Origin of the sequence: Rheinheimera sediminis, assembly GCF_004005375.1 — a bacterium.
Taxonomy (GTDB): domain Bacteria; phylum Pseudomonadota; class Gammaproteobacteria; order Enterobacterales; family Alteromonadaceae; genus Pararheinheimera.
The window spans coordinates 51,570-73,572 of record NZ_RZUF01000007.1 but is presented as its reverse complement, the minus strand read 5'-3'; the positions used below and the strand labels follow the sequence as shown (position 1 = coordinate 73,572).

General features: G+C 47.0%; 19 protein-coding genes. 3 read left to right on the top strand and 16 right to left on the bottom strand.

Annotated elements, in window-relative coordinates:
* Window positions 1–92 precede the first annotated feature (92 nt).
* Entirely contained in the window at window positions 93–293 is a 201-nt protein-coding gene (locus EMM73_RS06155) for a CPXCG motif-containing cysteine-rich protein (protein ID WP_127685576.1), read from the top strand.
* A gap of 40 nt (window positions 294–333) precedes the next feature.
* On the opposite strand, the gene EMM73_RS06150 is transcribed toward EMM73_RS06155, so the two are convergent.
* The gene (locus EMM73_RS06150) at window positions 334–957 is read right to left on the bottom strand and encodes a riboflavin synthase subunit alpha (protein ID WP_127685575.1); all 624 of its coding nucleotides are present in this window, start codon (window positions 955–957) and stop codon (window positions 334–336) included.
* A gap of 56 nt (window positions 958–1,013) precedes the next feature.
* Here EMM73_RS06150 and EMM73_RS06145 point away from each other — a divergent pair, with 56 nt between their 5' ends.
* Both EMM73_RS06145 and EMM73_RS06140 read left to right on the top strand, forming a co-directional pair.
* Window positions 1,014–2,402, top strand: a complete 1,389-nt coding sequence (locus tag EMM73_RS06145) for an MATE family efflux transporter (RefSeq protein WP_127685574.1) — start codon at window positions 1,014–1,016, stop codon at window positions 2,400–2,402.
* On the top strand, window positions 2,359–3,390 hold the full coding sequence (locus EMM73_RS06140; protein WP_127685573.1) for a DUF3080 family protein: 1,032 nt from the start codon (window positions 2,359–2,361) through the stop codon (window positions 3,388–3,390). Before EMM73_RS06145 ends, EMM73_RS06140 begins: the two co-directional genes overlap by 44 nt.
* A gap of 223 nt (window positions 3,391–3,613) precedes the next feature.
* Here EMM73_RS06140 and atcC read toward each other — a convergent pair whose 3' ends face one another.
* From atcC to EMM73_RS06065, 15 genes are all read right to left on the bottom strand, one after another.
* Window positions 3,614–4,510, bottom strand: coding sequence for a cold adaptation protein AtcC (gene atcC / locus EMM73_RS06135; protein ID WP_127685572.1), 897 nt, complete (start codon window positions 4,508–4,510; stop codon window positions 3,614–3,616).
* A 27-nt stretch (window positions 4,511–4,537) separates the two neighbouring features.
* Window positions 4,538–5,296 (bottom strand): cold adaptation protein AtcB, encoded by a 759-nt coding sequence (atcB, locus tag EMM73_RS06130; protein WP_222422613.1) that lies wholly within the window; start codon window positions 5,294–5,296, stop codon window positions 4,538–4,540.
* Entirely contained in the window at window positions 5,296–5,850 is a 555-nt protein-coding gene (atcA, locus tag EMM73_RS06125) for a cold adaptation protein AtcA (RefSeq protein WP_127685570.1), read from the bottom strand. The genes atcB and atcA overlap by 1 nt, the downstream gene beginning before the upstream one ends.
* Before the next feature lie 5 nt (window positions 5,851–5,855).
* Window positions 5,856–6,152, bottom strand: a complete 297-nt coding sequence (atcJ, locus tag EMM73_RS06120) for a cold adaptation protein ActJcold adaptation protein ActJ (protein ID WP_127685569.1) — start codon at window positions 6,150–6,152, stop codon at window positions 5,856–5,858.
* A 184-nt stretch (window positions 6,153–6,336) separates the two neighbouring features.
* Window positions 6,337–7,260: a chemotaxis protein CheV gene (locus EMM73_RS06115; RefSeq protein WP_127685568.1), complete on the bottom strand. Its 924-nt coding sequence runs from the start codon at window positions 7,258–7,260 to the stop codon at window positions 6,337–6,339.
* Between the two features lie 792 nt (window positions 7,261–8,052).
* Window positions 8,053–9,372, bottom strand: a complete 1,320-nt coding sequence (locus tag EMM73_RS06110) for a sugar MFS transporter (protein WP_127685567.1) — start codon at window positions 9,370–9,372, stop codon at window positions 8,053–8,055.
* Window positions 9,369–10,523, bottom strand: a complete 1,155-nt coding sequence (gene nagA / locus EMM73_RS06105; RefSeq protein ID WP_127685566.1) for an N-acetylglucosamine-6-phosphate deacetylase — start codon at window positions 10,521–10,523, stop codon at window positions 9,369–9,371. The genes EMM73_RS06110 and nagA overlap by 4 nt, the downstream gene beginning before the upstream one ends.
* Window positions 10,520–11,518: a glucosamine-6-phosphate deaminase NagB-II gene (nagB-II, locus tag EMM73_RS06100; protein ID WP_127685565.1), complete on the bottom strand. Its 999-nt coding sequence runs from the start codon at window positions 11,516–11,518 to the stop codon at window positions 10,520–10,522. Before nagB-II ends, nagA begins: the two co-directional genes overlap by 4 nt.
* Window positions 11,515–12,405, bottom strand: coding sequence for a glucosamine kinase nucleotide-binding domain-containing protein (locus EMM73_RS06095; protein WP_186435141.1), 891 nt, complete (start codon window positions 12,403–12,405; stop codon window positions 11,515–11,517). The genes nagB-II and EMM73_RS06095 overlap by 4 nt, the downstream gene beginning before the upstream one ends.
* 84 nt (window positions 12,406–12,489) lie before the next feature.
* Window positions 12,490–13,566, bottom strand: coding sequence for an acyltransferase family protein (locus EMM73_RS06090; protein WP_127685563.1), 1,077 nt, complete (start codon window positions 13,564–13,566; stop codon window positions 12,490–12,492).
* Between the two features lie 65 nt (window positions 13,567–13,631).
* A complete protein-coding gene (locus tag EMM73_RS06085; RefSeq protein ID WP_127685562.1) occupies window positions 13,632–15,944 on the bottom strand; it encodes an alpha-N-acetylglucosaminidase in 2,313 nt (770 codons plus the stop codon).
* 87 nt (window positions 15,945–16,031) lie between these two features.
* The gene (locus EMM73_RS06080; RefSeq protein ID WP_186435140.1) at window positions 16,032–18,689 is read right to left on the bottom strand and encodes a TonB-dependent receptor; all 2,658 of its coding nucleotides are present in this window, start codon (window positions 18,687–18,689) and stop codon (window positions 16,032–16,034) included.
* Between the two features lie 182 nt (window positions 18,690–18,871).
* Entirely contained in the window at window positions 18,872–19,891 is a 1,020-nt protein-coding gene (locus tag EMM73_RS06075) for a LacI family DNA-binding transcriptional regulator (protein WP_127685560.1), read from the bottom strand.
* A 225-nt stretch (window positions 19,892–20,116) separates the two neighbouring features.
* Window positions 20,117–21,175 (bottom strand): ATP-binding protein, encoded by a 1,059-nt coding sequence (locus EMM73_RS06070; RefSeq protein WP_222422612.1) that lies wholly within the window; start codon window positions 21,173–21,175, stop codon window positions 20,117–20,119.
* The gene (locus tag EMM73_RS06065) at window positions 21,172–21,918 is read right to left on the bottom strand and encodes a response regulator (protein WP_261373339.1); all 747 of its coding nucleotides are present in this window, start codon (window positions 21,916–21,918) and stop codon (window positions 21,172–21,174) included. The genes EMM73_RS06070 and EMM73_RS06065 overlap by 4 nt, the downstream gene beginning before the upstream one ends.
* Window positions 21,919–22,003 lie beyond the last annotated feature (85 nt).

Genomic DNA, 22,003 nt, shown 5'->3' with positions numbered 1-22,003 from the left:
GCCTACACTAAAACACAACGGGAATTCAAAACGGAGGGAGCTGAACTAACCAGTCGCCAGTGCTCAGAGGAGCAGTGGCTAACGGAGGATTGATGGACTTAGTGCATAAAACTATTCTTTGCCCATTTTGTGGCCACCCTACTCATATCACCCTTGATGTCAGCGGCGACGATCAGGACTATATTGAAGATTGCAGCAACTGCTGTAGCCCCATCCATATACAAACTCATAAAGACGAGTTGCATAATAAAGTGCAGGTATTTATCGACGCTGATGATGAGCAGTATTATTAAGACTTACCTCATCATCAGCGGGATGGGATAAACCCATCCCCTACAGAGACTTTGCTGCTAAGACCCGTTCCACAGTGTCTACTATGGTGACTGTTTGTTGATCCAGTTCGATATTCACCCTGTCACCTGCTACGCGCTGACCTAAGGTGGTCACGTCCAGGGTTTCTGGTATCAAATGCAGGCTAAAACTTGTGGCTGTCACTTCACCTACAGTCAAACTAATACCATCAATACTGATAAAGCCCTTACTCAATACGTAGTTTTTAAACTCTGGCTTGAGCTCAATATCCACACGCCAGTTCGCACCAGTTAGGGTCACAGCTAAAATTTTCGCCGTGCCATGTACATGGCCTGAGACCAAATGCCCGCCTATTTCCCGGCCAAAGGTCAACGATCGTTCAAAGTTCACCAATGAGCCAACAGTTAAATCACCTAAGTTGGTTTTGACTAAGGTTTCGTCTATTACATCAAAGCTTACTTTCCCTAAGGGCAGTTGCAGATTAAATTCGGTGGCCGTTAAACAAGTCCCATTAACAGAGATACTGGCCCCTCGCTCCAGGTTTTGCAGCAACTGCACCGGCACTTCAAGAGTGAGCCTACGAAACTGCTCTTGGTCGCTGATTTCACTGACTTTAACTTTTGCCTGCACTATTCCGGTAAACATAAAACCTCTGCTGTGCTATCTTTACGGCGTTTTTCGCCTGTCTTACAAGAGTTGTTATGTTACCCTTTTCCCGCTTTGAAGCAAAAACCATTCTGAAATTATCCGGCCCTATTATGCTGGCTCAGTTAACCCAAACCATGATGTTTGTCATTGACACCATCATGGCTGGTCGAGTCAGTGCTTTGGATATGGCAGCTATTGCTGTGGCTTCGGCTATCTGGCTGCCTATTATTTTGACTCTGCAGGGGTTATTGCTGGCCTTAACCCCTATTATTTCGCAGCTGTATGGTGCGAAAAACCACACCGCCATTCCGCATAATGCATTGCAAGGTTTTTATCTGGCTATGGTACTGGCAACAGCAATTGTTGTAGTCATGCAGTATATCCACCTACCGTTACAGTACTTGTCGATGGAAGATAATTTGCGTCAGAAAGCCGTCGATTATCTGGTCTATGTCAGCTACGGCGTTTATCCGGCCGCGGGTTATATGATTTTCCGTAACCTGTTTGAAGGTATAGGAAATACCAAAGCCACTATGTGGATAGCCTTTGTTGGTATTCTGGTCAATATTCCGGCGAACTATGTGTTTATTTATGGCAAGTTGGGGATGCCGGCTTTAGGCGGCGCTGGTTGCGGTGTCGCGACCTCTCTGGTGTTTCTTGCGATGTTTATTGCTATCACCATTTATGCCTTCAGAAGTCGCAGTACAGCGCTTTATATGAAAAAGCCTGACAACCTGAAACCCAACAGCAAAGACTTATGGCATATCATAGCTATAGGCACACCTATAGCTTTTTCGCTGTTTTTTGAAGTGACCTTGTTTTCATCTATCCCGCTGATGATTGTGCACTTAGGCCCTATAGTGGTGGCCGGTCATCAAATTGCCAATAATTACAGCGCTTTGGTTTTTATGTTGCCGATGAGTATGGGCATGGCAACGACAATACGGGTCGGTCATCTGGTTGGCAGTAACGATGTGCAAGAGCTGAAAAAAGCCGTATCCACCGCAGTGCAACTAGCCATGATGATGGCAGTAGGCATAGCGCTGGTAACTTATTTTGGCCGTTTTTTAGTCGCATCGCTCTACTCTACCGATCCTGCCGTATTAGCTGTGGCGACCTCTATTTTAGTCTTGGCCTGCTTTTACCAGATCTCTGATGCGATACAGGTAGTGTCAGCTTGCGCCTTACGTGGTTTAAAACACACCAAACCTATCTTTTTTATCACCTTTATCGCCTATTGGCCGATCGGTTTTGGTTTAGGCACTGTATTAGGTTTAACTGACTGGATTTTGCCGAAGATGGGCGCTCATGGCTTCTGGATTGGCATTATTGTCGGTTTGTCCTGCGCTGCTGTGATGCTGGCGCTTATTCTGAAAAACCAAATCAGGCGATTAGAAGATGGCAAAATTTTACAGCAGCAACAGGCTGCATCATCTCACTAAACTACTGAGCTTGATTGCTGTTGTTTTTGTGGTAACTGGCTGCAGTGATCCAGCTCAATCCCTGATGGACGACTATGCCAGCCGGCTTAGTCGCACTTTAGCACTGGAACTACAAGACCCAGCGCCACTGGCTTTACAGCCACTTCCTTCTATTACAGCAACCAGAGCCGATATTGCAGCAACCAGCATTACTCTGGTTGAGTTAGCAGCGACCCGAGCCTGTGGCCTCGATTTATTGCTGGGTGAACGTAATAGCAGCCTGGGTAAAGTTATGCCGCCAAGTCAGCGCTTAAAGTACGAACTGGCATTTTTACAACAGGTGCAACCTTGTTTAACCAACCCGGATATTGCACCTGATCTACAACAAAAACTCTCAGGGCTTGCGTTTGACAAAACCGCTCAAATTGAAAAACATTGGCAGAACTTTTTGCAGCAGGATGAGACTTTGCGTCAACAACTGCACCCCTACCGTAATTTGTCAGAGCCAGACTCAGTCGCAGGTGTGGCTGAAACTATGCAAGCCTTACATTCCTTGCTTGCGCTACAAAAAAGTATTGTTCAGCAGAACTGGCAGCAGGCCAGTAGCATCAACCCAGAACTGGCATTAGAAGCTTTATACAAAGCCAATACGCTAAGCCAGTTGCAACAAAGCCTGCGCTTCAGCCAGAACTGGCTGCAAAGTTTAAATCAGCAGTTAGAACAGCTTGATCTAAAAGCCCAGTGCCCTGCCGGTAAAAGCTCAGACAAAACAGATATTTTTAATACCATTTTGCTGCAGTATTTTATTGGCAAAGTGCAGCTTTATTTGGCGCAGGTGGATGGTACTTATCAGCAATTGTATCCGCTGTTACAGCAGTTGTATCAGGGCACAGCTTTGGCACAACCTATTTCGCAGCGCTTTGAAGTGCCGCATACCGAATTAAAAGCAGAGTTAAAACGTCATGTGGTTTGGTGGAAAGAAATACAGCAGCAGTGTCCAAAATCGTAGTGCGGGTGAAGGGCCGAGACAAGCCACGGCCCCTACGGTACCCGCCCACCCAATAGTTCGACGGGGTTGCCGCTTAGTAATCGATGTTGCAGCGCGGCGGCGTGTAGGGGCGCGGTTTGTCCGCGCCCGTCCTGATGTAAAACTGATACCCAGAAAGCAGTGGGTTTAGGCCTTGCGTGTTGCAGCTATTATGACACCGAGTGGCTAATGGGTGACCCCGCTATTACATTTCGATATATTGAGGCCAGCCTAAAAGAGGATTTAGCATGCCCTGCTTATGCTCGTAGGCGTCACGCCGTTCTGGCGATGCATTCTCTGCCAACAGCTTTTTGTAGCCTTTGGCAAACTGCAAAGTACGGACTAAAGCGGCATGGAAGTTTTCACCCAGCTCTACTGATACAGCTTCAGAAAACCCAGCAGGTAATAAGCTAAGCACTTGATCGGTATGAGCTTTGATAAAGGTTATGTCAAACCATTCATCGGCTAAATCGATATCACGTAACCTTTGCTTTAAATCCTGCTTCACCTTGCCGCCTTTGGTGCAAAGACGATACAGCACCACTTCAGCCAGCATATCTTCCAGGTTAAAGTGCTCGAACGGGTCCAACTGGGTATGGTAGAAATAAGTTTGTTTCACCACACTGATGGCCTGACGACGACGTGATTCGCGCAGTGCCTGCTGATACACAGCCACACCTGGCCACTCTTCGATGTCGGGTGGACTGGCGATATCCTGCAGCAACTGCTCTTCTACTTCGCCATACAGCGATTTACGATTAGGTACTTGCTGACTGACCTGCGACAACATGCTCCAGCCTTTCTGGAAAGGTTTGACTATACCTTCAGGGCTAACCAGCAAAGCCAGAGCTTTGTCCAAATCATGATCAGACAATTCAGCCAAGCCCAAACTAGCCACACCGATAATATCGTGGGCAGCTTGTTCTAACAGGTGCATTTTATATTTGTTATAAAACTTGTCAGCAAACTTCAGGCTCATCAGTACAGCTTTGCTTTTGAGCTGCTCCAGCTGCACTTCCGAAAGTTTTTGCTCTGCTTTGGCGTAATTCAGCACCTTAGTTAAAAAAGGCCCCTGATTGACATCCCGCACCACTAACTGCATAACTGATCCCTTAATAAACACATAGCCTTAATCGAGGAAACTGAACATATCATCCACTTCGGCGTATTCGTCTGTGGACTGGTTTTTCTCTTTGGCTTGCATCACAAGCTCAGCAGCAAACTTATTGATAATATGTTCCCAACCAGAGTTTTCATTACGCACCAAATTTTTAATGGCTTGCTCCACATTAGGGGTCAGTTGGCGGATCAGCGCCAATAAGCTACGAGGGTCATCATAACCCAAGCCATGCACTTCTTCGTTCAGATGACGTTCGGTGTAGCTGATGGCTTCTTCTAAATCTTCTTCTTCGTGCAATAAATCATGAACTTCGTCTTCATCTTCAACCTCTTCGCCGCGGTACAGCTCGATAAAGGGAATCGACAGATAAAACAAACCAGCCGGATCGTCAGCTATGGCTTCCAGAATTTCTGCCTGTTTGGTTTCGCTATCCTGAGTACGAATAAGATAAGTTAAAAAATCAAAGGTATGCTGTTTTAAATCTTCCGCATTGTTTTTGATTTTCTCTTCCCAGTACAAAGGCTGCTGACAAACGATGTCGCGGATTTTCTCCGGCGTCATCAGTTCAGAAATAATCGAAGGAAAAGAAATATCGTGCTGACTGTTAATTTGAGTCAGAGTTACAATATCAATATTTTCAATCACTTCAACCAGTTGCGCATCCGACATGGTATTGGCCATCAGCTCAAACTTTTTGCTGGCCTGTTTTGGCTCTACAATGGCGAGTTCTTTAATTTCCGCAACGGCAATTTCAATCAGACTATTCATCAGCGGCCTTCCCGGTTAAAAGTGATTTCATCGTATTGGTTATCGTAGCCTTCTTCTTCGTCGTCATTGCCTTCGTAATCATCATCAGCATCATTACGGAAAGAGGACTCGTCTGAATTTTCGTCTTCGTCATCATCTGTGTTACGTGGGCCCGGCGCTGCGGCTATATGATTATTCAGCATAAAAAGCACAGCACAGCTTTCGATCAATAAATCTTCATTAAATTCACGAATAGTTTTTACCAGCGGTAAATCGGCGTTATTAAAAGCCACAGAAGTTTTAAATTCATCCCATACTGGCATGGTGTTTTTGGCAAGCCAGGCAGACCATTTCAGATTGGCTTCAGGGGTGAATTTTACCCGGCCAAATAAAGCGACAGGCAAATATTCAGGCACTGAATGCAGCATCTTTGGGTCGGCCTGCAAAATGCTTTTGATTTGGCTGGTAAATTTTTCCAGCGCTTTTGGCGTATCCGGATCGTTATAGGATTCAATATTTTCGTAAGCGTCAGTTTTTAACGCTTCTAAACGGTTTTTGTCGAATGTTTTGCTCATGAGTTTTAACCTTTTACGGACGGGTAATAACTATCCCACAGCTCTTTCATCGCTGCGGTCGGGTCCGGCACTATCACATTATTAAAATCTTTAATAAAAGCCGCACGTTTTTTGGCGTCAGACAATACATCATAGGCTTCTTTTACCCGTTGTAATTGTACGCCAGCCTGCTCTTTTTCATCTTCAGTTAAATTCAGCAGCTTATCCGGATGATATTTATTGGATAAACGCTTGTAGGCTTTTTTAATCTCGTCTTCATTGGCGCTGGATTTGACGCCCAAAATGCGAAAATAATTAATCATTCAAAGTCCATTGAGTTAAAAACACAAGCCAAGGGTACTGTTGGAAGAACCTTGCGCTACAGTGAAGGGATCATAACAGAAAATTAAAGAAGTGCAGCAGGCCTGTGACTATTTGCAGAATCAGGCCTATGACTAGTTTGAATTAAATAAGCGGCAGTTGAAAATTGCCGCTCTAGAATATAGTTTAGCTATTCATCCATTGTTGCACTGCGGACACCAACTCATCCGGGTGAAACTTGGCAATAAACTGATCGGCGCCGACCTTTTTCACCATAGCTTCATTAAACACACCGCTTAACGACGAATGCAGAATGATATGCACGTTACGTAAGTGTTCATTGGCTTTCACTTCAGCTGTTAAGGTGTACCCATCCATTTCTGGCATCTCAATATCGGAAATAATCAGTGGTACCTTGGCGGAAATATCACCACCAAGCTCCTGAGCTTTAGCTTCAAGCCAATTCAACGCCAGTCGGCCATCATTCACAGTTTCGACATTAATGCCTATAGTCGCCAGAGCGCGCTTGACCTGATTACGGGCCACAGCTGAATCATCTGCCACTAACACGGTGTAATCTTTAAAATCAACGTCTTTGGCTTTATCTTTTACAGATTCACTCACAGTTTCATCTACTGGAGATATTTCAGAAAACACTTTCTCGACATCAATAATTTGTACCAGTTTCTTGTCCACTTCAGTCACGGCAGTTAAATAGTGAGTTCGACCCGCACCATGAGGTGGCGGTAGAATTTGCTCCCAATTGACGTTGACAATGCGGTCTACACCACCAACTAAAAAGCCCTGAGTGTTACGGTTGTATTCAGTCACCAAAATAAAGGCGCTGGACAAATCTGAGACCGGCTTACCACCAGTGGCCTGACTTAAATCAATTACTGTGACGGGCACCCCCCGCAAATGGGCTATACCTCGCACGTTCGGATTGGCACCTGGTAATTCGCTCAGTTCAGGGCACCTTATTACTTCCCGCACTTTAAACACGTTAATACCATAAGGCTGAGGCCCATGCAGACGAAACATTAAAAGCTCGAGGCGGTTTTGACCGACAATATTGGTGCGTTGGTCAACTGAATTCATCAAACTGGTCATAGCTTACCCCTCTTCTCACTTAAAGTTTTTTCGCCCTTAAAGGCAATGTGGCACCGACACTAAAGGAATCAAGACACTAACCATCAGATTAATTTCAGTTTTATCCTGAATCAACCGAGGTTAAGTCTACACACTGCTTCTACTTAGATAGTTGGCCACTCTGATAGCTTAACGCTTAAAAATGAAAAATACGATAAAAACCATAATTTAGCAACAGTCTATAAAAAGAGCTGACTGCATAAAACAAAAAAACCTGATTACAGTAATAGCATAGCTGGCAAACAACAGATAAACAGCGGAAAAAAATAAAGTTTATTTCGATACTTCCGTTAGCATAGTCGCTAATTGCTGGGATAACACGAGATATAAGTATTATAGCCAGACATAAACCCAACCTCACATCACCTACTGTCTCAGTAGAAGTAAGTTTCAAGCCTTTTTCCATCGACATAGAACATCGGTTTGCAGAAGTCAGGTCCCAGGGCTGCAGGAGTCAAGAAAAATACTCTTCATATAACCTAACTGACCGCAACAACCCCGTTTGTCACTGAAAAAGCTCCGTCGGAGTTGAACTTTGTTGACCTTGTCAGTGAAAACGGCACCCGGCCTCTGGATAAGCAGGGCTAGCTGTAGCCTGCCTTTGGGCTATAAACAAGTAGTTGCAGATGCAGCTAGGCTACGAGCACTTAATTCCCGCGAACATATTAACCTCTGTTCGCAGAGCTGAGTAGTCGATTCAACCACGCTGCACCTTCAGGTACAAAAGATAAAGCTGTAGACCAAGTTACAGGTCTATTGACCTGCATTCACCCTACAACCCCTCAGCGCGTAATACAAGATCATTGCATAACACGGCAGTAACACCATATAAGCTGCAATAGCGCCAAAATACTGAGATAGAGCACCATATAACAACGGTAACAAGGCACCGCCTGCTATGCCCATAATCAGCAAGGCGGAAGCTTTGGGTGTTAATGCACCTAAACCTGCAAGGGCTAAAGGCCATACGGCTGGCCACACCAAAGCATTCGCAAGGCCTAATAAAGCCACTAGAGTGACAGGATCAGGCAATAATGGCAGTCCGGCCCAGCCCCACAACAGAGCAGAAACTGCAGTGCTGCTTGGGTCTGACACCAGAATACTGACAGATAACAGTAAACCTAAAGCCGCAGAGATTGCCAAAGCCTGTCGCTGCGACAGTATCTTAGGTACAAGCACCAAGCCAAGGCAATAGCCAAGCACCATAAAGGCCATAGTGTAAGAGGCTAAGGTGGTAGCTCCTTGCACATTGAGTGAGGAACCCAGCAAACCTATAGTGTCGCCAGCTATCACTTCTACGCCAACGTAACAAAATAAGGTAATAACCCCTAACACCAAATGCCGATGTTGCCAGATGGATGTTTCGCTACCATTTGTTGTTACAGGGGCGGCTTCTGCTGGTAAATCCGGCAGTGCCGAAAAACGCAGTCCCACAGCCAATAACAAAATTGCCACTGCTATGCCTGCATAAGGTGCCATCAACTGCGAGGCTAACAATGTTAATTGCTGCTGACGTTCAGCTTCACTTAACAGCGCCAGGCTATCTGCCGTAATATGGCCTAAATCCTGTAGCACCAGCCAGGTGAACACCAAAGGCGCTAATACACCTGCGCTTTTATTTAAAATACCCATTAACGAAATACGTGCTGCCGCTGAATGTTCTGGACCTACCCGCACTAAGTAAGGGTTTGACGCGGTTTGCAGCAAAGTTAAACCCGAGCCCACCACAAACTGCGCCAGTAAAAATACGATAAATTGCTGGCTGTAGGCCGCCGGAATAAACAAAGCACAGCCCAAAGCAATCAGTCCTAAGCCGATGGACATGGCGTTTTTATAACCCGACCAGGCCAGCACTCTGGCCATAGGCAACGCCATTACCACATAGGCAATATAAAAACTAAAGGCGATTAAAAGCGCCTGAAATTCGCCTAGCTGACACACCAGCTGTAAAAACGGGATCAAAGCGCCATTGAGCCAGGTAATAAAGCCAAACATGAAAAACAGCACGCCAATAATAATGATCGGCTGCAGGCTTGATTGGCCTTTTGTCGCTTCAGTTACAGTTGTGTTCATTGGATATCCCTCTTCTTGTTGTGTTGTTCTTTCTGCTGTTCTGCACCTTGTAACCAGCAGCGCTGCATGTTCAGGTTATTGTCTAACAACAGCATATTGGCCACAGCACCAGCTTGTAACTGCCCCATATCATCCAGCCCGGCTAAACGAGCCGGGTTGGTACTTAAAGCTTTTAACCCAGCGCTTAGCGGCAAAGCTAAATCCTGACAAAAATGCCGCAAAGCGGTGTTCATATCAAGGGCTGAGCCAGCAAGCGTCCCTTCTGGTAGGGTCAGTTTCAGGCCTTCGCGCCGGATTTCAGTCTGCAAATAAGGCAATACCTGCAACTCACTGCCGGTATGGGCCATCGCATCTGTCACCAGAATGAGTTTGTCTTCGCCTTTGCACAAGGCTGCAATACGGGCCGATAGCGGATGAACATGTAAATGGTCCAAAATTAAACCACAATACACCTGCGAGCTGGCCAAAGCGGCTCCCACCATACCGGGTTCACGACTGGTCAGCGGCGACATGGCATTAAATAAATGGGTAAAACAACAAGCTCCGGCTTCAATCGCTGCCAAAGCCTGCTCTGCAGTAGCGGCAGAATGCCCGAGACTAACCCTAACGCCAGCTTTGCAAAGCTCGCGGATTTGCTCCACAGGTACAGTTTCTGGCGCTATAGTCACCATCACTTTGCCTATGTCTTTGCGGCAGATCAGCTGCATTTCGTTGTCGGTTAAAGGCCGGATTTGCTCTGCAGGATGAATACCCCGGCGCTCTACCGATAAATGCGGGCCTTCAAAATGAATACCCAAAACTGTATGCAACGGCTCTGGCAGCAATTCAGCCACAGCATCAGCAGCGCGTTGCATCACCTCCAGACTGTCGGTGATCACTGTCGGCAACATGCCTGTAGTACCGAAGCCAAGATGAGCTTTGCTGATAGTGCGAAGTGCTGAGACATCAGGCAACTGATTAAATAACACCTCTCCACCACCATTGACCTGAATATCAATAAAACCCGGGCAAAGCAGGCCTTGCAGTTGCGCCTGATGCTGCGGCTTTACACCGGATTGCAGCGCAACAATACGACCCAACTGCCAGTCCAGCCGCACATCCTGCAGCAATTGCTTGCCATCAAAACAATGGGAGACATAAAGACTGTTCATAAGGTACTGGTCACTTTATTCAGGCCAACAGGCGCATCCGGATTATGTCCAAGCGCCAGCGCTACAGCTTCAATATCCAGATAGAAACGCTGCATCAGTAACAAAGGCTGTAGTCGTGGGTGGATAGCTTGCTGCTCTGCATTTAAGGCTAAAGTTAACACCACACCACCACGTTTTTTCACCTCGGCGATTTGGGCTTCATGTGCTTCAGTGCTTTCATCATGCAGCTGCACATTCAATAGCGTCAAAGGCTGATTCAGTAGCGAAATAGGGCCATGTAAAAATTCTGCGCTACTAAAGGCCTCGGCCTGAATACCACAGACTTCCTTAATCTTTAATGCGATTTCTCTGGAGATGGCGTAACCAAAAGCCCGGCCTAACACCACAGAATGACGGAGCGTTTTGATGTGTTCTGCATGCAGTTGGGCGGGTTGCTCTACTACCTGTTGCAGTGCAGCCGGCAAACTGTCTAAAGCATCCAGCAAAGCCTGATCCTGCTTCCAGTGCGCCACCAGTTGCAGCAAAGCGGACAAAGTACAAAGGTAACTTTTCGTGGCTGCCACTGCTTTTTCAGGGCCTGCCAATAACGGAATGGCATAGTCCGCCAAAGCAGCCAGCGGTGAACTGATATCATTCACCAATGCCACCACTAAAGCGCCACTTTGTTTGGCCGCTCTGCCCTGCGCCAGCAAATCTTCACTGCGCCCTGACTGGGAAATCAGCAGCACCAGCGCTTTGTTTAACTTGAGCTGCCTTGAGAATAAACTGGCGACTGAAGGCGCCGCCGCGGCCACAACCACTCCCAACTCCACTTCAATCAGGTAACGGGCAAACACACCGGCGTGATCAGAGGTACCACGCCCAACCATATAAACAAAAGCCGGTTCAAAGGCCCGGATTTTTTCGGCGAGTTGCTGATATACCGCTTTATTACTTAAGTTTTGTTGTTGAATTTTTTGCCAGCTGGAACTGGCTTCTTCCCGCATTAACGTCATGCTGTTTTCTCCGCAAAAAGCTGTCGGGCGAGCGCCACTGCGCCAACCTCAGGGGGGCCCAGCACTGGGCTGAGCTGTTGCTGTAATTCATCAGGTAATAAGTCGGCTAAAAATGGAGCCAGACCACCTATCATGGCGATACGGGGCGCTGCTGTTTTCAGTAAGCGTTGTACTAACGCCTGAACATAATCCAGAGCGCGGCTGGTGATATCCAAAGCTACAGAGTCGCCAAGCTGTTGGTACCTCAGTACCAGCGGCGCTAACTGGGCATAGTCTGTTGCCTTGTAGCTGATACAGCAGCTGATAAGGTCCGTATTGCTATTAACACCTAAAGTCCGGCAAATGGTTTTGGTCAGCTCTGTCTCATCGGTTAAGCCATCCAGGCAATCCAAAGTGGCGCACACGGCCTGCCAGCCAAACCAGGCGCCGCTGCTGCGGTCTCCCAGCGGAAAACCCTGAGCACTGAATAAAAACTGCTGATTGTCTACCTTAGAAAAAGCCGCTGTGCCTGTGCCGGTAATTAAAATGGCGCCATCCTGCCCAGCATGAGCACCAAGACAGGCAATGTGCAAATCTGTGGTGACTGTTAAACCAGCAAAAGGATGAGACCAGTTTTGCATCTGACTTTGCACTCTGGGCACATTCACCCCAGCCAAACCCATCACCACATGACAACAAGCCAAAGCGCTTTCGGTATAACCGGCCTGCTGCACGACCTGCTGACAGGCTTGCAGTATAGAATCCACTGCCAAAGCAAAATCTGTCGCCGGATTAGCAGGCCCTGTCACAGCTTCTGCCAATAAAACACCATTACTACTTTCCAGCCTGGCCTTACACTTAGTGCCGCCGCCATCTATACCAATAAAAAGTTGTTCGTTTTGCTGCACGATAATCCCCTTTCAGGCGAGTTTTTGGGCAAACCAAGGGCATACCAGCTGGAAAAACCAGCTGATCTGCTACACCTGAAGCTATTAAATTTTTACGAAAATTTTGCGCTGATACAGCCACCAGACCGGCAGGTAACAGAGCACCAGAAAAGCGGCGATCCAAACGCCGACGCTGAAAAACTGGTTCCAGCCTAAAGTCTCGACCCAGTGCTGATAAATACCATGCACTGACTGGCCTGCTACCGGCACTTCCAGTAGTTTCTCCATAGCTACGTGCAGCACATAAGCTACTATGGCGTTGGCACCAAATATCAACGGAATACGACTACATTGCTGATACCCTTTGACATCAGAGAACCAAATCAGCAGCGCCAGCACCATACTCGCCATGCCGCTTGTGACCAGGACAAAAGAGCTGCTCCAGATTTGCTTAATAAAGGGGAAAAACAAGCTCCACAGACAACCAAGTAAAAAGCTGCAGAAACCCAACACAAACAGCGACATCACCAGTTGCGGCAATTGTTGTTTATAAGCCAGCACCAGCCGCCCCATCAGCACACCAAATAAACCACTGGCAATGGCAGGATAGGTACTCAGAATACCTTCCGGATCCCAGCTGCCGCGCCACAACATACCGGGTAAAAAGACACTGTCGAACCAGTTGATCAGGTTAGCCCCGCGCTCCAACTGACCTGCGACTAAACCAGGGGCTGGCACCAGTAAAATCAACAGCCAATAGCTGACCAGAATAAACCCCATAATTTGCATCAGGCGTTTGCTGCTGCACTGCATGGCCAAAAAGGAGCACACCAGATAGACCACTGCAATACGCTGCAGCACACCCAAAATACGGATATCAGCAAACTTCAAATACATCAGGTTGACGACAATCCCTAAACCAAACATGATCAGGCTACGACGCAATACTTTAAGCCGTAGTGCTGATAATGCTTCAGCGCTGCGCTCTACAGGCCTCATGCCGATGGCGATTGCTACACCTACAATGATCAGGAAAAATGGGAAAATAAAATCAGCGAAAGTCACACCATCCCAATAGGCATGGGAAAATTCGCCATAGGTATTGGGGCTGTTGACCATAATCATCAGAATAATGGTCAGACCCCGAAATAAATCTAACGCCAGTAAACGTTGTGCTTGCATAGAAAGTTCCTGCTGTGTCGCCCTTAGCAAGAGCACACAGCGCAAGTTAAAAAGTTAGAGACCTGTTACAGATTGGAAGGTGGAGCTTTGCTGGCAGTGACCAACGCCTGCAACGCGGCCACTGCTGCAAAAGCGTCTGCAGGTTGAGCTGATGCTGCTTTTATTGGCTGATCCAGCCAGGCAGCTTCCCAATCGACCAGTTCTTGCTCTACGGCGGCTTTATCCAAAGCCTTGCCCTCTTGAGCAGCTTTGCGCTGTGCATCAAACATCAGCTCCCAACGTGGCAGATAAAAATCAGCATACATGCCCTGCCAGGCTTTGGACGCGTAGTCTTTCAGCTTCAGTCCACCCCAACTGGTCACCTGACGTCTGGCGTTACGCTCGTACAATGCCGCCAGCTCCGGTGTTTCCGCATAGTCACGTGCCTCTTTCACCCAGCTGTGTAAGCTTTCTTGTTGGCCACCGATCAGCGCATCCACGCCCAGTATTAAAGCTTTGGCCTGCTGCCGCCAGTCATCACCTTGCTTGATATCGCCCTGCTGATAAGCCAACATGCTGTGTTGTAGCAACATATCTATATGCTGAGTCACGGCATGACGGGTTAGATCAATCAGGTCATACTTGAGTAATTCACTGCGCTCGTTTTCAGGCAAAGCCACCAGTTCACGAAGCGCCTGATCCAACAACACCAGATTACCCGGAGCTCCGGAGTAACGCAGATAATCCAGCGAAGGCCTTTTAAACAACAGGTAAGCTCCGGCAGAACCTTCCCACCAGCGTGGTTCCCAGTACTTAGTGCTGAATACAGCTTTATAGAGCTTATTCCAGGCCGACAATAAAGCAGGACTCACAGCGCCGTAACGGGCTTTCAGGTAATGTGCTAACCAATCACTGGTCGCTGTTGCCTGCCCTTGCCAGGCCACGTCAAACATATATTCATAGGCCACTGAGGTGCCGTGAATGCCTTCAGGGAACACGCCGTAACCGGTCAGGTTGCCTTTGTCGGCATGGTGTAAAGCCGTATCGACTTTTTCTTTGTAGTAATCAAAGTCGGCATAAACAGGGTTACTGCCACCGTAATTATGAATAAAACCAAAAACCCAGTCTTTGTTGTAAAAACCTTTGGCTTTTTGCCAGACATCAAATCGGTCGTTGCCGATATCGTGGATCATCAGTTTGTGGTCCGGCACTTTGCTTAAAAAGGCTTCGATAGATTTCAGATCCCAAAAATGCTGATCCGAACCAAACATCCAGCCTTGCATCACCCAGGTGGCATTGGGCACAGATTGGGCCAGCGACTGATACAACGCCTTGCCGTAGCCTGCTAAATCCTGATAACGCTTATCTTTGGACACAGGAGGCAACATTTCATTAAAGGCATCCAGCAGGTAATACTGCTGCTCGCCATATTCGGCGTTATACAGCTCAATAAAACGTTTGGCTACTTTAGCAAAAAGTGGATCGGCCGGGTCCAGCCAATAGGTTTCATTCGCAAAGCCTGACCAGGTGGGCATAGCGGAAATTTTCGCTTGCGGGAATAAGGTTTTAAATTGCTTAGGCACATAACCTGAGAATGCCGGTACCACAGGTTTCATGCCGTAGTCGGCCATACGCGCCATAATTTGTTTTTGCAGCTGACGTTTTTTCTCTATGTACGCGTCAGGCAATGGGCCTTCGTGGCCTTCAATATTGCCCATCCGCTGCCAGGGCGTAAAAGCCGGGCCTGAGAAATAACCCGCAAGTTCTTCGTCTTTCACCCCAAACTCACGCCAGAGTTGTTGCCAGACAAATTCCTGACCTTCCATAGCCACAGGGTTATTCACCCCATGCAACGCCATCCAATCCAGTTCCTGCTCCCAGCGGGTCCAGCCCCACCAGGGTGTCGTATAGCCATAAGCGCAAACGTTCAGATATGCACGTTGGGTAAATAAAGAGCTGACCCGCTCAGGCTGATAATCGGCAAATGTTTCAGGTAACGCGATACGATTACCTTCCCAACTGACCGACATAGCCCCAATTTGACGCAAATATTCGTAAGTACCGTAACTTAAAGCGGTCAGCGCATTGGCACTGACATACAGCTGGCCGTCGCGGGCTTCGACCTGATACCAATCGGTCTGGTCATCTTGCACCAGGTTAAAATGGACATTGGGTACCGCTTTACCAGCGACACGCTCAAATAGTTCCCGAACTGGTTTAACTGTTGTGCTGTCTGACTGAGTTGATTTTGCAACGTCGGTGCTCTTCGTTTGAGTTTGCTGCGCCGATGTTTGTTGCGATGCTGCTCCTTGCGGCGTTTGAGCCGGAGAGCAACCACTCAACAGTCCTGTCACCACACAGCAGGCCGCCAGACTAAGACGAAACTTAGGCAAATACATGGTTTTTTTTCCTTCTTGTCATCATTTGCTCTCAAAAGATTTGATCAATAAAGAGCCGACAGATGTTGCCGGCTCCTGCTGCAGTACTTACAGACTGAAATTCGCTCCCAGGTAGTAACTACGGCCAATCACGCTGGTCGTTTGCCAGGCACGGGTCAGCTCATCACGATAGGCTTCTTCGTCTTTGCCATTGAGGTTCAATGCACCAAAACGCACTGACCACTGCTCGCTGATATTCCAGCCTAACAGTACGTCAATCTGATTGCGACCTTCAACAACGCGGCCCTCACGAGCAAAAAATGCATCGCTGCTGTCCTGTACATAAGGACTGCGGTGATTCAATGAAACCCGGGCACTGTAATGATCATTTTCCCAATAGCCTGTAATGTTCCAGGTTTGCTCTGACGAGTTGGTCAGCGTAAAGCCTTCGCTTTCATCCACCAAAATACGGGTGTAGTTAGAACTTAAGCCGAAACCTGGTACTGGTATCCAGTGATCAAGCCCCTGGTTCCAACCCACTTCATACCCTTTAACCGTCAACTTTGAGCTGTCGTTATAAATAGCGGTGATGTCATAGATATTGCCAACGCTGTCGACACAGTCAGAACCTGACATGCTCAAGCTGGTGCCATTGTACTGATCAGGGCAAACCAACTCACTGACAGTGCCGTTTTTGATGTCTTTCTGAAACAGGTTCACGGTGAAGGAATCACCTTCGCTGTAATACCACTCCCAGCCTAAATCCAGCTGATTGGCAGTCAAAGCAGCCAGCTCAGGTTGGCCCAGGTTCACTGTGTAAGTGCGGGAACCAAAGGAGTTAGCAGCTGAGGTTTCAGAGGCTGCCAACTGAGTGTTGGAGGTTAACATAGGACGAACCAGTACTTTAGCTGCCGCCAGACGCACTTGCATATCGTCATTTAACTCCAGCACCAAGTTGGCACTTGGCAGGAAGTTGTCATAATTGAAGCTTTGGGTCGTTTCACCTATCGCCAGTCTAATTTCCCCATTGTCCGGATGAGTGTCGCCAGTGATATAGGTATTAATATCACGCTCGGTGCGCTCATAGCGGCCACCAATGTTACCGCGCAGAGGCAAACCGCTCAGTTCGGTTTCAAAGTCTGTCATCAGGTAGGCTGATGTAATACTTTGATCGATAGAGTAGCTGGATTGAGCGGCAAATAAAGTCGGTACTGTTACACCCTCGGCATCTAACGCGTCGCGGTAAGCCTGAATATTAGGCGCTATCCAGCTGTGCTGAATGTCCATTGTGTTATCAAGGAAATCAGACACTATATAACCATATGTGGCCATTGAAGGTAAGTCTGCCGGGTCAGCATCACCAATAGCTGCTCTGTCAGTACGGTAGACTGCGCGATCCATGGTTTCGTTACGGTATTTGACACCAGCAGATACACTGGTGAGCCAGCCCAGTTCAAGCCCTCGCTCAGCATCAAACTGCACTGCGCTTTCGTCCGACGCCATCAAACGGCTTGCACCATTTGGATACTCGTTACGAGGCATCACTGCTGGATATAAAGCCGGATCAGCCAGATTATCCGCAATATTAAAACTGATATTGGACGGGTCGGTAATATCCAAGGTAGCACGTGAAATCACAGTTGCCAGAATAGCTGCTTCTTCATTATGCGTCGCTTCACCTGCGGTATGATGCAACACACTGCTGAAGGTCCAATCTTGCCAATCGTAATCCAGCTCTAAGGTATAAGCTTCTGAAGTGGCGTCTTTATCTTCCATCTGACGGTTGTTTTCAGTGGTGAAGCTATCAATCTGAATACTGTTGTAAACGCCATTAACCGCATCGCCTAAACGTGTGATTTGGTTAGCATTAAACAGAAATACCTGCTGATTTAAGTCCTGCTTGGTATCGTCACCTGCATAAACAGTGGTTAGCTTAGCTTCAAATGCACTAGTTGGTTTCCACTGCACTGTACCGTTAAAGAGTTCACGCTCTGTTTCGCGGTCAATACGGCGGTAACGAGGACGGCGCGGTGTCACTTCATCTGTGGCTGAATCAACAAACCAGCGATCCATCCAGAAGTTGTCTACCCTGTCATCCAGTTCCTGATAACCAAAGTTCAACAGTACGCCTACAGTGTTATTGGCAAACTGGTCGATATAAGTCGCATTGGCTTTTGGTGTGACATCGTCGGTTGGAGAAAACTCAGAGTACTGACCTTTGCCTGACAGTAAAATTTTGCGCTCGCTGAAGGACAAAGGCGATGCGGTGTCAATGTTGATAGTACCGGATAAACCACCCGCGTCCATATTGGCTGTTGGTGATTTAATCACTTCAATGGTGGACGCCAGTTCGGTTTGAATAATGTCAAAACGAAAACCACTGGTGAAATCTGCACTGGCCATGGTTTGGCCGTTTAAAGTGGTGCGGGCATACTGAGAACCTAAGCCACGCACACTGATGGTTGAGCCACGGCCATTGACGTTAGAAATTTGTACGCCCGGAATGCGCTGAATAGCTTCCGCAATGTTTTCGCTTGGAAACTTACCTATGTCTTCGGTGGTGATGGCGTCAGTCACCTTAGTGTCCTGACGTTTGATGTCCGCAGCCGCTGCCAGGCTGCCACGAAAACTGACCTGTATCACTTCAACATTTTCTTCTTCAGCCGCTTTGTCCTGCGCATAGCTTACGGCTGGTACAAATAAAGTTGCCAAAATTGAAGCTAGTAGTGTTTTTTTCCCAAAAGGATGCTGATTCAACCTGTTCATGCCTGTGCTCTCTTTGTTGCCAATCATTATTTTTGTGATCGTCTGTTCCTTTATCCGGAGCTTTCTGAACGGTGATTTATTCATCACTCTGAATTTAAATTAGCACCAGACTGTCAACGTTGTCAATAAAAAATCTGACAACGTTGACAATGATTTTATTAGATTGATTTATAATGAGTTTATTAGATTGGAGAGACAGAGTCTCTTAAGACGAGTTGCAATTTAAAACCACAATGCTTTGGTGTTTGTTCAGGTTCAAGCATCAAAGATATCAGCATAGCTGCGGCTCTGGCTGCTATTTCGGCATTAGGTTGATGCACTGTGGTTAAACCAGGCCAGGTCTGGCGGGAGAAAGGACTGTTTTCAAAACCTACTATGGATAAATCTTCTGGCACTGCCAGTTGACGTTTGCGGGCTGCATACAAAGCACCGGCTGCAATTTCATCGTTACAGCCAAAAAGTGCGGTTACTTTATTACTTTGTTGTAATAATTGCTCTGTCATTTGCACGCCGGAATCGAAGGTAAAATGACCAGAAATCACCAACTCATCTTCCACCGCAAAACCAGCATGGTGCAGCGCAGCACAATAACCACGATAACGGCCTAATGACGATTTATGGTCCTTGTGATAACCCAAAAAGGCAATATGTCTGTGGCCTTGGTCTAACAGATGTTCCGTAATGGCTTGCCCTGCGGCTTCATCATCCACATAAATGGTCGGGCACAGTTCATCCGGTGGTTCAGCACCTGACACTATACGTACCACTTTGGCTTGCTGTTCCAGCAGTTGCTGCACCAGTGTTGTGCTTTCTGACAGAGGCGGTGTCAGGATCACGCCTCCCACCAGATTGGTACCAATCATACTGGTGAGTTCATGTCGTACCTGATCCGATGCCGAATCTGTCGGATGGATCACCAACTCAAAACCTTTTTCGCGGCACTCTGTCAAAATACCGTTTTGCATTTCAATTACATAGTGGCTGTTAGGATTGTCATAGACAAAAGCCAAAGAAAAAGGTGCAGTGCGCATCAGCCTGGCTGTGCGGTTCGGCTGATAATTCAGTTGTTCAATCACAGCCTGTACTTTGGTTCTGACTTCATCGCTGACCCAGGCTTCGTTATTCACCACTCTGGACACACTTTTGAAGGAGACACCCGCCAGCCGGGCCACATCTTTGATCGTAGGTTTTTTAACCGCCATAGCTTCCAATCTGCAGTACAGACTTCACTGAATTATCATAAGTTACGGAACTGCCTGATAAAACTTTACAATTCCAAGCGAAAGAACTTTATACCTTCACCTGAAAACTGTCCAAAGATCTTTTAACTGCAGAGCGTATTTCTGATTAGGATCAACGGATAGTTTGGTTCAACCAAGCCTTGGGTTAAGCTACATAATTTAAATAATGCTTTTAGAGGCAAAAGTTTAAGCAGGCCAGTTTAGCCTGAATGCAGTCCCACCCAAGGCTGACGACGCACAAAGTGCTTGTCCGCCATGAGCAACAGCAATAGCTTTGACAACAGCTAATCCCAAGCCACTGCCTTTTTCGTCAGAGGTAGGATGACGATGAGTTTGTTCAAAAGCATTAAAGACACTGGACACAAATTCTTCAGGCAAACCAGGACCACTGTCTTCAACACTCAGATGGCAGGTATCTGAATCAATTTGTAAAGTAACATGTAGAGAACCTGGATTCGCATACTTTAGCGCATTATCAAGCAGCGCCATTAGGGCTTGTCGAATTCTGACCACGTCACATTGAACCGCACCAGGGTCAAGATTAACTGAGACTTCGAGCCCTGCTTTGGCCAGGATATTTCTGAACGCATGGACCACAGACTCTACCTCAGCAGATAGCAGCACCGGCTCTTTGTTTAGCCTTAGTTGCCCATTTTCAACTAACCCCACCACCCTTAAGTCTTCAATCAAATAACTCAGGTTTTCAATTTGGGTTAATAAATTCTGAAATAACTTTTCTGATGGTTCAAATACGCCCTCTGCCAGACCTTGGATCCGGCCTCTTAAAATAGTCACGGGAGTTCGCAATTCATGAGCTATGGCTGCATTCCAGAAAGCCCGCTCTCTGGCCATAGTATCAAGTCGTTGAGCCATAATATTAAAATCACTGACCAGAGTTGCAGTTTCTCCCACAGGGGATTTATTCAACTCCACCCTGGCACTTAAATCCCCCTGCGCTATTTTACGCAAATTATCAGCTACAGCGTTGACAGGTAATAAAATACGTTGTGCGAATTTAAAAGCAACAAAAGCAGACAGACCCATCAGGATAAAGGTAAAACTGACCAACCATGTCCATTCGACCCAGGTCGGTCCGTCTCCGCTGGATGAGGTGTATTCAGGTGCCCACTCATGCATCACCATATAAAAGCCTGCTGTGCCGAGCATACTGAATATGCGGGCGGCGAACAAAACCAGCGCCATAGTAATAATGAGCTGGACGTTTAAACCTGTTGTCAGTTTCACATATTTTCCCTCAAACGATAGCCCACACCTCTGACACTTTGGATCATGTCCTGCGCCCCATTAATTTCCAGCTTTTTGCGCAGTTTACTGACATGGCTGTCTACAGTACGCTCCAGCGTATCCCCTTCGGGCAAACAACTTTCCAACAGTTCGTCGCGACTAAATACCTTTTTGGGAGCATGAGCCATTACTGACAAAATACGGAATTCTGTAAGGGTTAAATCAACAGCGTGAGTTAAATCATTTTGTTGAATTTTAACTTCATAAGTATCCAAATTGATCTGTACAGAACCAACCTGCAACAATGACTTATTTGTTGTGATGGCTGAGACTTGCGCTCTGCGAAGCACAGTTGTCACTCTGGCAACTACAACAGCTGGGTTAAATGGTTTAATTATGTAATCATCAGCCCCCACCCGCAGCCCTGTTAATATATCAATGTCCTGGTCAAAGGCTGTCAGCATAATCACTGGTGTTGCACTGACATGGCGAATTTCTGCCAACACAGTCCAGCCATCCATTATTGGCATTCGGATATCTAATAGCACCAGATCAGGTCTTAATTGCTTATGTAACTCTATTGCCTGTAAACCATTGTCAGCAACAGCAGTACGAAAACCGCTGCGTTTTAAGTAGCTACTGAGGATCTCTGAGATCTCGTGTTCATCTTCGACTATCAGAATTAATGCATCTGCCATGTTCGTGTGATGTATTGCTACCCTATCTTTATGATCGTTAATCACATCGTTTTCCTGCAGTTCAATAACCAACGACCCAAACTAGTCGTGACAAGAAAACCAGTCTGCCATACCGGAGCCATTCAGGGTA

Excerpts from the sequence above, each read along its gene's own strand:
- EMM73_RS06155 (WP_127685576.1), top strand. The coding sequence starts at position 93 with ATGGACTTAGTGCATAAAACTATTCTTTGCCCATTTTGTGGCCACCCT.
- EMM73_RS06150 (WP_127685575.1), bottom strand. The coding sequence starts at position 957 with ATGTTTACCGGAATAGTGCAGGCAAAAGTTAAAGTCAGTGAAATCAGC.
- EMM73_RS06145 (WP_127685574.1), top strand. The coding sequence starts at position 1,014 with ATGTTACCCTTTTCCCGCTTTGAAGCAAAAACCATTCTGAAATTATCC.
- EMM73_RS06140 (WP_127685573.1), top strand. The coding sequence starts at position 2,359 with ATGGCAAAATTTTACAGCAGCAACAGGCTGCATCATCTCACTAAACTA.
- atcC (WP_127685572.1), bottom strand. The coding sequence starts at position 4,510 with ATGCAGTTAGTGGTGCGGGATGTCAATCAGGGGCCTTTTTTAACTAAG.
- atcB (WP_222422613.1), bottom strand. The coding sequence starts at position 5,296 with ATGAATAGTCTGATTGAAATTGCCGTTGCGGAAATTAAAGAACTCGCC.
- atcA (WP_127685570.1), bottom strand. The coding sequence starts at position 5,850 with ATGAGCAAAACATTCGACAAAAACCGTTTAGAAGCGTTAAAAACTGAC.
- atcJ (WP_127685569.1), bottom strand. The coding sequence starts at position 6,152 with ATGATTAATTATTTTCGCATTTTGGGCGTCAAATCCAGCGCCAATGAA.
- EMM73_RS06115 (WP_127685568.1), bottom strand. The coding sequence starts at position 7,260 with ATGACCAGTTTGATGAATTCAGTTGACCAACGCACCAATATTGTCGGT.
- EMM73_RS06110 (WP_127685567.1), bottom strand. The coding sequence starts at position 9,372 with ATGAACACAACTGTAACTGAAGCGACAAAAGGCCAATCAAGCCTGCAG.
- nagA (WP_127685566.1), bottom strand. The coding sequence starts at position 10,523 with ATGAACAGTCTTTATGTCTCCCATTGTTTTGATGGCAAGCAATTGCTG.
- nagB-II (WP_127685565.1), bottom strand. The coding sequence starts at position 11,518 with ATGACGTTAATGCGGGAAGAAGCCAGTTCCAGCTGGCAAAAAATTCAA.
- EMM73_RS06090 (WP_127685563.1), bottom strand. The coding sequence starts at position 13,566 with ATGCAAGCACAACGTTTACTGGCGTTAGATTTATTTCGGGGTCTGACC.
- EMM73_RS06085 (WP_127685562.1), bottom strand. The coding sequence starts at position 15,944 with ATGTATTTGCCTAAGTTTCGTCTTAGTCTGGCGGCCTGCTGTGTGGTG.
- EMM73_RS06080 (WP_186435140.1), bottom strand. The coding sequence starts at position 18,689 with ATGAACAGGTTGAATCAGCATCCTTTTGGGAAAAAAACACTACTAGCT.
- EMM73_RS06075 (WP_127685560.1), bottom strand. The coding sequence starts at position 19,891 with ATGGCGGTTAAAAAACCTACGATCAAAGATGTGGCCCGGCTGGCGGGT.